Origin of the sequence: Shewanella aestuarii, assembly GCF_011765625.1 — a bacterium.
GTDB lineage: Bacteria > Pseudomonadota > Gammaproteobacteria > Enterobacterales > Shewanellaceae > Shewanella > Shewanella aestuarii_A.
Genome location: NZ_CP050313.1, coordinates 2,434,533 through 2,448,516 on the forward strand (window position 1 = coordinate 2,434,533; position 13,984 = coordinate 2,448,516).

Sequence of the window (13,984 nt, forward strand, 5' to 3'; positions counted from 1 at the left end):
TCAGAATCCTGATTTCTATGTGAAGCCAAAAGTCTTGTGGCTAGAGATAATAAAATAGGCGAACCTATTGGCTCGCCTATTTGAGGTATGGTATCAATTAACATCTGATACCATTATTGAAAAACTAAATTTATAGCTTGGCCCAAGCATCTTGCCAGTAGTTGCCACCCGGAGCATAAGCCGCATTGCTGCACCAGCCACTATATGGCCAAGGCTTACATTGGTAGAGCCCTCCTTCAAAGCTCACAATATCACCGGCTAGATAGTTGCGCCCTGGTACATATTCAGGATATTCAGAGTTTGACTCAACCAACTGCACTACAAACTGCTGCTCTGACACTAACTCGTTACTCTCTTTAACTGTGCCATAAACATGTAATTGGTAACTTCCAGCAACCACATTGTATGACTCTACTGGAATCATTTTGCTCTGGTTATCAACAATATCGCTGAAGTATGAGTAAGTTAATCCTTCGCTGTTATATAGTTTTACATGGACTAAAATTTCAGTATTGGTTTGCACATTGACATCAAATGCTATCGCGCCGTCATTAATGATATATTGGGCGCTAACACCACTCACGGTAATCGTTGGCTCAATTGGGCCAGTTACTGGTGGCTGTTGGTTGTCACATTCACTGTCACCCTTTACTTTCCAAACGCCCCATTCACCCGTAGTACCTGGCTCTTCACCACGAGTCCACCAGCTTGCCTGCCAAATTTTATCGCCATGGGTAACTTGCTCACCACCAGTGTAAACTTGAGTCGCAGACCAAAGGTTGTCAACTTCACACTCACCATTTTCAGCCACCACAGTTACAGCACGATTAATTCGCGTTGTTTGATTAGCACTGTCGGTCACTTGATAAGTTAATGCATATTTGCCTACTTTTTGGGTGTCAACAATACCATCAACCACGATGTTTGAAGTTAAGTCACCATCTTCAGCATCATAAGCGCTCACGCCAGCCAGCGGATCAAAATCACTGTATTGCTTTACTGTAACTGCTTGAACTCCTTCAAAAACAGGCTTTTCGCTGTACACTTCGATGGTGCGCACTTGTTCAGTTAGGTTATCATCTGAATCGATGACGCTGTAAGTTAATGGATATAAACCTAAACGGCCAGTATCAACATACCCTTCTACAGAAATTTTTGAGGTTAAATCACCATCTTCGGCATCATGAGCTTCTACGCCTAATAACGGGTCAAAGTTGCTGTTATGTTTAACACGTGTGTCAGTTAACCCCGTAAAAAATGGTTTACCGTCTTCAGGAATAATTGGCGGTAATTCTTGTGAATGTATGTATGGACCATAGGTTTTCACAAAGGCTTCATTATAGTGTTGACCACTTGCACTGCGTCCCATGTCCCAGTTTACCGACCATGTCATCACACCACGTAATGGTTGTGACTGTGCTTTAAGTGCATCAAACGCATTAAATAATGCTTGTGGTTGACTGACAAAACCGGTTGCTGCCGCGTCGTTATTGGTTGGAATACCAAACACTAACTTGTCATGAGGAATTTTGTAATATCCACGAGTACCATTAATTAATGAATCAGAAATATAATAAATAAACTCTTCTTTTAAATTATCATTGTTTTGTGCAATCCAACCTATTCCATCAATCCATAAACCGTCGCCACCTTGGTTATAAAATTGTGGATTAACCCAGTCGTAATATCCTTCTAATCCTCTAAGATAAGGCACATAATGACCATTTTGAGTCAAGTATGGAAACTCTGGCGCCATAGTGATTAAGAAGTTTTTACCTTCATTGCGATAATGATCTTTCACCATACGTAATGCGGCAGGAATAACGGTTTGGTTATCAGCAGCGGTAATTGCCGCTTGCTCTAAATCAATATCTAAACCATCAAAACCGTAAAGATCAGTGAGTCTAATAATTTCTGCAGCAAAGGCATCTTCATCACCCGCTTGCATTTCAACATGCGCATCGGCACCACCTAAGGCCAATAGCACTGAGCGACCTTGTTGATTTAACTCAGCAATTTGCGCAGTAAATTCGGCTTCTGACAAACCAATGGTTGGGTCTAATTTAAATGTAGGAATGCGGCCATCAGCTGTATCAAAAACTTTCATGAATGATACATTGACCACGTTGTACATAGGATGTACTTCGGCTAAATCAACACATGGGGCTACGCCCCCTTTGTAACCAGCGCCATCACACCAATTATGCCAATAACCAACAACCACACCCGCTTGAGGATTTACTATCGGAGCGGCTTGAACTTGAATACTTAACGCAGAAAACGCCACACCAATCACGGCTGCCAACTTACTTTTTGCGAACATCATTGTGACCCCCTAAAAATATCTCATTTACAAGAGCCTGTATAATTCAGGCTTTTGGTACTATTCATTTGCTAACAACATAAAGTCATTCACTTTTTAAAAAATGCTTAGCAAGCCATCGTCCATAAAACTTAGCGACACACAATAGAGAGCATAAATTCTGGTGATATTTAATCAGCTCTTGTGTCAGATGTGTCAGATGTGTCAGACGACGTCTGGCATAGTGTAATGATAAAAACCCGTAAGACAACGCTGTCAAAACAACGAGAGTGTCAAAAAAGCATTGAACTACAATATGTTAGGAATTTGTGAGAAAAGGAGTGTTTGTTTTTGATGCGTCACAGATTTGACACAATCAGAGGTGTGTAAGTTTGATGTTGAGCAATTTTACCCCTTAAAACCAGCAGGAATGCCTAATAGAGAAGAACCAACACGATAAAAGCTGTGTTTGAAAAGTGATCATGACGATAAAGGTGACTGACAAAAAATTAGCACTTAATCTTATCTCTAATCTTTTTAAGAGCTTAGTGTTACTAAATTAGCTACTCATCTGATCAGTAGAATGTAGTGATTGACCGTTGAAAAACTAACCAGTGTCGCCCACAAAAAGTTTACTTTACACTAAAAAAAGGCAAGCTAGCACGATAAACCACTATATTTAGCGTCACTCATTGGCTGTTTTTAGCACTAAATACTACTTGCGACTAAAGCTAAATTTGTTTTTTAACCAGTACAAGGTAGCAACTTGTTGCGTTTGCGACAAACCAAAGTAGATACAAAGCCAAGGGGAAATTAAAAAAAACCAAGGTAATGCTGCGGTAGAACGTCCACTAAAAAACAGATATAAAAAGCCGCTGTACATCACAATCACGCCAAGAATACCAACTGACAACATCACTTTTTTTAACCATAATTCTAGGCGCGCTATATCCACAATTTACCCTACTGTTGTCGATTAATAATTAAATGAGTGCAAGTATCACCTCGCAAACTAGAACTCATGCAAAGGATAACATGCCAACAAAACTCGCTAAAGTATTTATCTCCATCGTAGTAAGACAGTGTATTTATCGCAGCCCAAATACAAATAGGCCGAGCAACGCTCGGCCTATTTTATGCCCATACGAATCAGCGCCGTTTTATAATCGAATGCCACCGTCGACTTCAAATACACGACCGTTAACATAATCGTTTTCAATGATAAAACGTACGGTAGACGCAATTTCTTGTGCTTGGCCTAAACGCCCTACTGGTACCATTTTCTCCATACGCTCTAAAGCTTCAGGCTTCATCGCTGCAGTCATTTCAGTTGCAATAACCCCCGGCGCTACCGCAGCACTACGAATATTATAACGAGCAAGCTCTTTGGCCCAACCAACTGACATGGCCGCAACCCCAGCTTTAGACGCAGAGTAGTTCGACTGGCCCATATTGCCCGATTTAGCCAAACTTGAAATATTGATGATCACACCAGGTTGACCCGTTTCAATCATCACAGCAGCGGCTTCACGACCACATAAGAAAGTGCCTGTTAAGTTAACATTAATCACTGATTGAAACTGTTGGTAAGACATGCGATCTGTCACTTTGCCATCTTTTGCTTTTACCATCAAACCATCACGCAAAATACCAGCATTATTAACTAACACATTAATATGACCAAAGTCTTCACGAATAAAGTTAAACCCTGACATCACATCTTCTTCATCTGTAATATCAAGCGCATAACCCTGAACTTCAGTAGTTGAGCCTAAGTCAGCACAGGCTTTTTCGAGCTTTTCTTGGTCAACATCGATAAGCGCCAATCTTGCACCTTGAGCGGCAAACTCTTGTGCCATAGCAAGGCCTAAACCACCGGCGCCGCCAGTAATGACGATAACCTTATCTTTTAATTCCATTGTGAGATCCTTTATTTCTTCTGAGAAAACTGTTCAAAAATGCTCGAAAAATCTAAACGGCCATGACCTTGGCGAGCATGATTAACATATAAACTGCGCGCCAACGCGCCCATGGGAGTACTAGAGTTTGACGCCAACGCGGCTTGTTGAGATAGGCCTAAATCTTTAACCATTAAATCAACCATAAAACCACCTTGATAGCCTTTAGACGATGGCACATTGTCCATTACGTCAGGGCAAGGGTTGTATTTTTCCAGCGTCCAATTACCACCGCTACTGACTTTCATGATATCAGACAATATTTTAGGGTCTAAACCATTATCGATTCCAAGTTGTAATGACTCGCTAGTACCAACCATGAGGACTGACAGCAGCATATTATTACAAATCTTAGCGATTTGACCTGCGCCAACTTGCCCTGCATGGAAAATGTTGGCCCCCATCACCGTCAGTACCGTTTGCGCTTTATTGAAAGCTGCATCAGTTCCACCACAAATAAAGGTTAAGGTGCCAGCCGCGGCCCCAGCAGTCCCACCCGACACAGGTGCATCCATAAACTCAATGCCTTTTTGTGCCGCCTTGCTGCCCACTAACTGAGCCGTAGCCGCATCAATGGTTGAGCAATCTATTAGTAGGGTGTCTTTACTCACAACATCCAACAAGCCTTTGTTGCTGGCATCTCCTAAATACAAACTGCTAACGTGTTTGCCTGCAGGCAGCATGCTGATAACCACATCCGCTGACGCGGCAGCGCCGCACGCTGTTTTAGCGCTTAAAGCTCCCTGCGCGGTTAACGCGTCAACTGCCGCTGGCATTAAGTCAAAAACAGTGACTGTCATGCCAGCTTTGATCAAATTGGCTGCCATAGGGCCGCCCATGTTACCTAATCCAATAAATGCTACTGTTGCCATGTTTAATTCCTTTTACAAATCTCTCAGCGGATGATTATCGGCTGACCAAGGTGATGTCAGTAAGGCTGATAAGTCGGCATCGGTTATCTGTTGAATATGACTAAAACGCCATTTGGGGTTACGGTCTTTATCAATCAATAATGCTCGTACCCCTTCACAGAAATCGCCTTTAGAACAACAATTAACACTAACGCCTAATTCCCATTTAAAACATTCTGCTAAGGTAATTTCTGTTCCTAAACGGGCTTGAGCAAATATTAAATGCCAACTCAATGGGCTACCAGCTAATGCGGTTTTTTGAGCGCGCTGTAGCCAAGGTAAATCAGTTTGCAAGCTTGATAACTGGTAATGAACGTCTTCAATATCACCGGCCATTAATAAGTCAATTTGCTGTTGAAACTGCGCTAATGGGCTCTCGCCTAGCTCAATTGAGACATTATCTTGCATAGCATTAAGCAACTGCGTTAAGGCTTGGTGATTATCTTGTTGATTGTCCGTCCACTTAATATCTGCCAGCGCATCAAATAATGGTTCTTTATCATCACGGCCTAAAAAGTGATTACCTAAACCAACATAAAGCGCATCGGCAGCATTCATGTTGTATGCGGTTAATCCTAAAAACAATCCCGTTTTACCCGGCATCCTGTTTAAAAAATAACTCGCGCCAACATCAGGGTATAAACCGATAGTCACCTCAGGCATCGCAATGCGGCTGGTTTCTGTAAGTACTCGGTGACTTGACGCCGCCATCAGACCTAGACCGCCTCCCATCACAATACCATCACCCCAGACTAAAACCGGTTTACCAAATTGATGCAGTAAATAGTCTAGTTGGTATTCTTGGGTGAAAAACTCACAACCTACTGCTGACATTTGATTGGGCATCTTGACTGAGGCATGGTAAATGGCGCGCACATCGCCACCAGCACAAAAAGCTTTATCACCACTGCCATCAAGCACAACTAAAGCAATATCATCATCGTTTTGCCATAAGGTTAGTTGCGCTCTCATTGCTTTAACCATATCTAAGGTTAATGCATTAAGTGCTTTTTCAATGTTTAGGGTCACCACACCAATGGCTTTACCCGATAACGTCCCCAAGGTTTGAAATATTACTTCTTGTGTCATTCACTACTCTTCCAATTGGGTTTAACGTGAAATACTCAATTCTTGCGATTTAAACGACTGCACATTATCGAATAGGGTGCGCATTTTCATCCAATAAACGACGGGCAATAATCAAACGCATAATCTCATTGGTGCCTTCTAAAATTTGATGCACACGTACATCACGGAAATGACGCTCTAGCGGGTATTCACGAATATAACCATAGCCACCGTGTATTTGCAGCGCACTATCACACACTTGAAAGCCAATATCAGTCGCAAAACGTTTTGCCATCGCACAATAGGCACTAGCTTCAGGATCTTGTGTATCTAATTTAAATGCCGCCAAACGCACCATTTGACGCGCTGCAACCAATTCGGTTGCCATATCCGCTAATTTAAATTGTAGTGCTTGAAATGCAGCAAGCGGCTTACCAAATTGCTTACGCTCAGTCATATATTGTGTTGCGCGATCAAGTGCGGCTTGCGCCGTACCTATTGAACAGGTAGCGATATTAATACGTCCACCATCTAAGCCTTTCATGGCAAAAGTGAATCCTTGGCCTTCTTCACCGAGTAAATTGGCCACTGGCACGCGCACGTTCTCAAAGTTAATCATTCTCGTTGGCTGGGCATTCCAGCCCATTTTATCTTCTGCTTTACCATAGCTTACACCTTGGGTATTAGCCGGAATCGCAATAGCTGAAATACCTTTAGGCCCGGCCTCACCCGTTCGGCACATCACCACTAATAGCTCAGTTTCACCGGCACCAGATATAAACATTTTGGCGCCGTTAATCACATACTCATCACCGTCACGTACCGCCTTGGTGGTAAGTGATGCAGCGTCACTACCAGAACCGGGCTCAGTTAAGCAATATGAGGCTAACATCTGCCCTGTGGTTAAGCTTTCTGACCATTGTTGACGAAGGCTGTCACTGCCCCATGTGGTTACCATCCAAGTGGCCATATTATGGATGGTCAGCATAGCGGTTGTGGCGGTACAACCATATGTTAGCTCTTCAAAAATGATTGAAGCATCAAGACGAGATAAGCCCATGCCCCCCTCTGACTCTGGTGAGTAAAGTGAACAAAAACCTAGCTCACCGGCTTTTTGAATCACATCTTTAGGAAAATGATGCTCTTCATCCCACTTGGCTGCATTGGGCGCAAGTTCATCGAGGGCAAATTGGCGAGCAAGGGCTGCAAACTGACGTTGATCTTCGTTCAAATTAAAATCCATATTGGACTCCTAAATATTATTTTTTGATGACTCTTTGGTCATTTAGCTGGACACTCTGATGATTCATTTCAGCTTAATGAGATGAATCATCAGTGCGTCTGAGGCTAGTTAACGAGCTTTGTCTTGTTGTTTAACAATTAGCGCACAAGCTTATTTAAGGTTTATGCTCATATTAGGCCCACTTACCGCATCGCTCTCAAACCAGCGAGATGTAATGGTTTTAGTTTCAGTGTAAAAACGAACGGCTTGCTTACCATAAGCATGCTGGTCGCCATAGAAACTGCCTTTCCAACCAGTAAACGAGAAAAATGGCAATGGCACAGGAATGGGGACGTTAATGCCTACCTGACCGACTTCAATCTCGTGTTGATATTTACGCGCTGCGCCACCTGATGCGGTGAAAATAGAGGTGCCATTACCGTATGGACTGTTATTAACCAGTTCAATCGCATCATCTATGCTGTCAACTTCCATGCAGCACAAAACTGGGCCAAAAATCTCTTCTTGATAAATGCTCATCTCGGTGGTGACTTTAGTAAACATTGTCGGGCCAACCCAGTTACCTGACTCGTACCCTTCAACGGTAAAATCACTACCATCAAGTAAGCATTCGGCGCCTTCCTGTTTACCTTGTGCAATCAGTTTTAACACGCGCGCCTTAGCTGCAGGGCTAATTACCGGACCATAAGCGGCGTTTTCATCATTCCATAAGCCGGGGCGAACCTTCGCTAGCGCTTCTTTTAACTCAGGGATCCACTCTTTGGCTTTCCCAACAAACACAGCTACAGAGATAGCCATACAGCGCTGACCTGCTGCGCCAACAGAAGCACCCACTAAGTTGTTAATCACTTGTTGTTTGTTGGCATCTGGCATAATAACGCAATGGTTTTTAGCTCCAGCAAAAGCTTGCACACGTTTTAAATTATCCGTGCCAGTTTTGTAGATGTATTGCCCTACGCCCACTGAACCAACAAATGAAATCGCCTTAATGGCGGGGTCAGTTAGTAGCATATCAACTGCCGTTTTATCACCATGGATAAGCTGAAGTACGCCTTTTGGCGCGCCAGCCTCAACAAACAACTCGACTAGGCGTTGAGGTGTCATTGGATCTTGTTCTGAAGGCTTTAAAATAAAGGTGTTTCCGCAGGCAATGGCGAGTGGGAACATCCACAAAGGGATCATTGCTGGAAAGTTAAATGGTGTAATACCTGCACACACACCCAAAGGTTGAGTATAGGAATAGGTATCAATACTACGGGCAACATTTTCAACGGTTTCGCCCATCATTAATGAAGCTACATTACAGGCATGTTCTGCTACTTCAATACCACGCCACACATCACCTTTAGCATCTTCAAAGGTTTTGCCCGTCTCTTGCGCCAAAATGGTCGCAATTTCATCGTGATGCTCTTTTAAAAGATGCTGATAACGTAACATCACCCTTGCACGTTCAGAAACAGGCACTTCCTTCCATGCTTTAAACGCAATTTTTGCGCTTTCAATCGCACTGGCGACTTCTGCTTGAGTTGCACAATTAATCTTGGCAATTACTTTGTTATTGGCAGGGTTAGTCACATCAATATTGGTTGTGCCAGTGCCTATGGTGAATTCACCATTGATATAATGCTTTACTTGAGTTGTCATGCTAATTCCTTTGATCCTTACAGAATCTTGCCACTTTCTACCGACATTACCGCTCATCGGTATACAGTGTTTAAGGACTGAACCCAGCATTCATTATTATTGCAAGCAACAGTTGCAGTTTGGCTGAGGTTCAGTGCTAAGGTCTTGTTGAATAAAATATAATTATACTTCGATCGCCATAGCAGTGGCTTCACCGCCACCAATACAAAGTGATGCTACGCCGCGCTTTAATCCACGGGCTTTTAAGGCATAAATTAATGTCACCAATAAACGAGCACCTGAACAACCAATTGGATGACCAAGAGCACAAGCACCACCATTTACATTCACTTTGCTTGCATCTAAACCTAATTCATTAATAGCCAACATGGTGACCATGGCAAACGCTTCATTAATTTCAAATAAATCAACTTCATCTTTTTGCCAGTTAACCTTATCTAACAGTTTACTCATTGCCCCAACTGGTGCAGTAGTAAACATGGCAGGCTCTTGTGCATGAGTGGCATGGCCTTTAATGGTGGCTAATACCTCTAAACCTAAACTTGCGGCTTTTTCGCGTGTCATTAACATTAATGCCGCGGCACCATCTGAAATTGAGCTTGAGTTTGCAGCCGTAATAGTGCCATCTTTCGCAAAGGCAGGGCGAAGCGTCGGGATTTTTTCAGGACGAGCATTGCCGGGTTGTTCGTCAGTATCAATAGTGATATCGCCACGACGATCACTCACAATCACTGGCACAATTTCATCTTTAAAGGCGCCAGAATTGATAGCTGCATTGGCTTTTTCCAATGAGCTAAGGGCGAAGTTATCCATTTGCTCACGGGTTAACCCGAAGTCATCGGCGGTTTTTTGGGCAAATGTGCCCATAGCACCACCTGTGTAGGCATCTTCTAATCCATCAAGAAACATATGGTCCATGACTTTGCCATGTCCCATACGCATACCACTACGGGCTTTATCCAATAAGTAAGGCGCTTGGCTCATGCTTTCCATGCCACCAGCAATAACCACTTCACAGCTACCGGCTTTAATTGCATCGTGGGCTAACATGACGGTTTTCATCCCCGAACCACACACTTTATTGACTGTGCTTGCGCCAACCGATAGCGGTAAATCAGCACCTAAAGTGGCTTGACGAGCAGGCGCTTGACCTAGACCCGCTGGTAACACACACCCCATAAACACTTCATCAATACTGTCTGGTGCAATGCTTGTTTGGGTGATTAATGCTTTAATGGCTGTGGCAGCCAATTTTGGGGATGTCACCGCTGAAAGTGAACCTTGAAAGCCACCCATTGGGGTACGTTTTGCTGCAACGATAACAATATCTTGGCCCTGACTGCTTGCATCAGCATATTGTGTATTCATAATTACTCCACTTAAAAAACACGATTTAATCCGATTAAACTGATACCACTTTGACGTTTACGCCAACGTAAAGCAAGTATTCATTAGTCTAAACTATGATTGAAATTGAATTTTGCTGTCAGTGAAGATTTACACTTAAAAGAGGATATGTGATCTAATTAATTTGTAGTTATAAATAAAGCAACAGGAGCAAATGGCTAGGACAATCAAGCAGCCCCGATTGCCATGAAACATTGAACTAATTGAAATCCTCCCCCACCAAAGCCGGTGGGGAAATCTCCATTAGTAGGCCGCACACTAAATTGCTATGGAAACTATTTTTTTGTTTCCCAAGGTGTCATAGCGCTCATATCAGACAAGTCATATGGCGTTAACTGGTAAACATAATAATTGAGCCAGTTACTGACTAACAAACTGCCATGGCTATGCCAGCGAGCAATAGGTTCTTGGCTTGGATCATTATCCCGATAATAATTGCTGGGTATTTTAGGATTAATACCTAGCCCAAGATCACGCTGATATTCATCATTCAAGGTGTTTTTTTGATATTCAGGGTGCCCCATAACAAACAAATTTCGATTATTTCGGCTCAGCGCAATATACGCTCCAGCTTCAGGCGACTGGGCTAATACTTCAATCTCTGCATGTTGATGTAAATCGTTAATATTCACTTCAGCATAACGTGAATGCGGCGCAAAAAACTCATCATCAAAGCCGCGTAGTAACGGATGTGGTTCACTGGTGCGGGTATGGTTAAATACGCCTGAGCGTTTCTGTTCAAGCAAACTGCGATTAATACCATATAAGTGGAACAAACCTGCATGTGCCGCCCAGCATAAAAATAATACTGAAGTGACATGTTCTTGAGACCAATCAATAATTTCTTTGATGTGCTCCCAATAGACCACATCTTCAAAATCAATTTGTCCTAAAGGCGCGCCAGTAATAATTAAACCATCGTAATTGTTGTGACGCACGTGTTCAAAATCACGATAAAAGGTATTCATGTGATCAATCGAGGTATGTTTAGATTCTTTATCATGGATGCGCAGTAAATCCACATCAACTTGCAATGGTGTGTTACCAAGTAGGCGTAATAATTGGGTTTCAGTTTCAATTTTATTGGGCATTAAATTCAAGATAAGTACACGCATCGGACGAATATCCTGATTTGCAGCGCGTGTTTCTGACATCACAAAGATGTTCTCTGACTCTAAAATCTCGGCAGCGGGTAAATTATCTGGAATTCTTACAGGCATGGAGCGCCCCTTTATTTAATAACAGTTGTTTAAGCGGTTAAAAACATTTACTTCTTTACTAAATCAAGCAGAACTTTGATTGGTTTTGGGTCAGTGACATCCACTTGATAAGATCGCGCATTAATAAACCATAAAGTATCTTGGGCAGTAATTTTTGCACTAATAGCATAAGTATGTCCTGCTATAAATGCATCATGTGGCAATACAAACTCAAATTGTGTCATGCCCGTGGCGGGGCTTAACTGATACTCAGCCACCACTTTAGCTGCAACATCTTGCAATGACACATCCTGTAATTGGATTTTGATCACAGAATCAGCAGGTAATGCAATACGTTGTTTGTAAAACACTTCGCCGCTAATGGTTAGCTTATCATCTGCACTTTGACATGCAGATAAGCCTACAAGCATTGCCGCAGCTAGTAATATTTGTCTCATGAGTTTGTGCTATTTTAGGTAAAGCATGATGGCCTTATAATACATCAAGACGTCTAGAAGTCTACACATCCGGTGTTGAAAAGTTTTCCTGCTTGTGATCTTGTGATGATATTTCTATCATGTGCCATTATTTTTTGAAAAATATTGATATGACAACTGTCGACACTGCTGCCACCGCAATGATTATCGGTGCAAGTTCTTCATTAAGCAAAGAACTCGCTCGCCAACTGGCTAACCAAAACGTAAAACTGATCCTATTTGTTCAGCAACCTGAAGCCATGCAAAGTTTTGCTGCTGAACTGAATACCAGCGTCGAAGTTTTGCCTTTATCTATTTTAATGCCAGACACTGCTATCTCGCAGATTAAACAGGCATGGCAGCAGCATGAAGGTGCGCACCTGGTGATCATCAACACTGGGGTGAATGGTTACGACTCAAGCCTGCCTTGGGAGTTAGAGCAAGGAATTATTAATGTCAATGTGATGGGCTTTACTGCAATCAGTAATTGCGTATTTAAGCTAATGAAAGAGCAAGGTTACGGTCAAATAGCGGCAATTAACTCCATTGCCGGACAACGCGGCGGCCCAAGTATGGCTTACCATGCATCTAAAGCTTATGCGGCAAATTATATGCAAGGTTTGAGCATGCATGCCCAGCGACTCAAATTACCTATCACTATTAGTGATATTCAATTGGGCTTGTTAGATAAAGCGGCTTTGCAACAAAATCGATTTTTATTGCCCCCACTTGAAAAAGTGGCCAAGCAAATATTAACCGCCTTACAAAAAGGCAAACGCCGTGTATATGTCACTAAACGCTGGCGCGTTGTGGCCTGGTTAAATCGTTATTTACCGGAATATATTTATAATACTCGTCACTGGAAGTCGAAAAAGAAAAAATAAGCGATTAACTTTGCCATGTGATGTAAGCACATAAAACCTAACCTTTAAACAAAAACAGGAGCCAAATGGCTCCTGTTTTGTGTTCAGCGATATGAATTAAAACTTGTAGCCAAAGCTAACCATATAAACCATAGGGTTGATATCGGTATCTACAACAAGATGCTCTTCACCTAAATTAAATGACACATCAGTAGAAATATCGGCATACCATACAGAAGCATTAAATAACCAATTATCATTAAATTGATAGTCAAAACCAACTTGAGCTGCAAAGCCCCAAGAGTTGCTTAAGCTCAAATCAGTTAAGGCACCGTCTAAGTCATTAGTAAAGTCATTATCAAAGAAGTTGGTGAAGTTAACACCGACACCAATGTAAGGACGTAATTTAGACTGTGCATTACCGAAATAATATTGAGCAACTAAGGTAGGTGGTAAATGCTTAGTTTCTGCAATTTTGCCTAAAGCGCCTAAAGAAACATCATGTGAAAAAGGCGTTGCAGCTAAAAGCTCTAAACCCCAATTATCTGACAGCATGTAAGCAAAATTCAAGCCCACTTGGGTATTGTCATTAACACCAAACTCAGCAATTTCTGCGACTACTGGGCTAGACTCATTCGGTGACACGTTAACGGCACCAACACGGAAAATAAAATCACCGGCTTCGTGAGCAACAGCCATTGAAGAAACACCAGCCGAAAGTAAACTAGCAGCAACTAAACTTAAGGTTAATTTTTTATTCATCTCTAACTCCATTAGGGCAACAACTGGACGCTTTTACATAACATCCTTAACATTTGCCGCTACTCTGCCAGAGTTAGCTTTAAATAAAGTTGATTTAGATCAAAGATAGTTAATACATATTTAGAGGTAGCACACGCAAAAACCCTTTCTT

12 protein-coding genes are annotated in these 13,984 nt (G+C 42.3%); 1 reads left to right on the forward strand and 11 read right to left on the reverse strand.

What is annotated here, in order from left to right; translation table 11 throughout:
* Positions 1–130: 130 nt before the first annotated feature.
* From HBH39_RS19975 to HBH39_RS10895, 10 genes are all read right to left on the reverse strand, one after another.
* A complete protein-coding gene (locus HBH39_RS19975) occupies positions 131–2,326 on the reverse strand; it encodes an immunoglobulin-like domain-containing protein (RefSeq protein WP_167678164.1) in 2,196 nt (731 codons plus the stop codon).
* Positions 2,327–3,017: 691 nt separating this feature from the next.
* Positions 3,018–3,218: a hypothetical protein gene (locus tag HBH39_RS10855; protein ID WP_167680053.1), complete on the reverse strand. Its 201-nt coding sequence runs from the start codon at positions 3,216–3,218 to the stop codon at positions 3,018–3,020.
* A 244-nt stretch (positions 3,219–3,462) separates the two neighbouring features.
* Positions 3,463–4,221: an SDR family oxidoreductase gene (locus HBH39_RS10860; protein ID WP_167678166.1), complete on the reverse strand. Its 759-nt coding sequence runs from the start codon at positions 4,219–4,221 to the stop codon at positions 3,463–3,465.
* Positions 4,222–4,232: 11 nt separating this feature from the next.
* Positions 4,233–5,132, reverse strand: coding sequence for a 3-hydroxyisobutyrate dehydrogenase (gene mmsB, locus HBH39_RS10865; RefSeq protein ID WP_167678168.1), 900 nt, complete (start codon positions 5,130–5,132; stop codon positions 4,233–4,235).
* A 12-nt stretch (positions 5,133–5,144) separates the two neighbouring features.
* Entirely contained in the window at positions 5,145–6,260 is a 1,116-nt protein-coding gene (locus HBH39_RS10870) for an enoyl-CoA hydratase/isomerase family protein (RefSeq protein ID WP_167678170.1), read from the reverse strand.
* 64 nt (positions 6,261–6,324) lie between these two features.
* Entirely contained in the window at positions 6,325–7,482 is a 1,158-nt protein-coding gene (locus tag HBH39_RS10875) for an acyl-CoA dehydrogenase family protein (protein ID WP_167678172.1), read from the reverse strand.
* Between the two features lie 150 nt (positions 7,483–7,632).
* Positions 7,633–9,126: a CoA-acylating methylmalonate-semialdehyde dehydrogenase gene (locus HBH39_RS10880; RefSeq protein ID WP_167678174.1), complete on the reverse strand. Its 1,494-nt coding sequence runs from the start codon at positions 9,124–9,126 to the stop codon at positions 7,633–7,635.
* A gap of 162 nt (positions 9,127–9,288) precedes the next feature.
* The gene (locus HBH39_RS10885) at positions 9,289–10,494 is read right to left on the reverse strand and encodes a thiolase family protein (RefSeq protein ID WP_167678176.1); all 1,206 of its coding nucleotides are present in this window, start codon (positions 10,492–10,494) and stop codon (positions 9,289–9,291) included.
* A 314-nt stretch (positions 10,495–10,808) separates the two neighbouring features.
* Positions 10,809–11,753, reverse strand: a complete 945-nt coding sequence (gene metA, locus HBH39_RS10890) for a homoserine O-acetyltransferase MetA (protein ID WP_167678178.1) — start codon at positions 11,751–11,753, stop codon at positions 10,809–10,811.
* Positions 11,754–11,800: 47 nt separating this feature from the next.
* Positions 11,801–12,190, reverse strand: a complete 390-nt coding sequence (locus tag HBH39_RS10895) for a YbaY family lipoprotein (RefSeq protein WP_167678180.1) — start codon at positions 12,188–12,190, stop codon at positions 11,801–11,803.
* A gap of 149 nt (positions 12,191–12,339) precedes the next feature.
* Between HBH39_RS10895 and HBH39_RS10900 the strand changes: the two genes are divergently transcribed.
* Positions 12,340–13,092 carry an SDR family NAD(P)-dependent oxidoreductase gene (locus tag HBH39_RS10900; RefSeq protein WP_167678182.1) on the forward strand — a complete coding sequence of 251 codons (753 nt, stop codon included), beginning with the start codon at positions 12,340–12,342 and terminating at the stop codon, positions 13,090–13,092.
* A gap of 96 nt (positions 13,093–13,188) precedes the next feature.
* On the opposite strand, the gene ompW is transcribed toward HBH39_RS10900, so the two are convergent.
* Positions 13,189–13,833: an outer membrane protein OmpW gene (gene ompW / locus HBH39_RS10905; RefSeq protein WP_167678184.1), complete on the reverse strand. Its 645-nt coding sequence runs from the start codon at positions 13,831–13,833 to the stop codon at positions 13,189–13,191.
* Between the last annotated feature and the right edge of the window lie 151 nt (positions 13,834–13,984).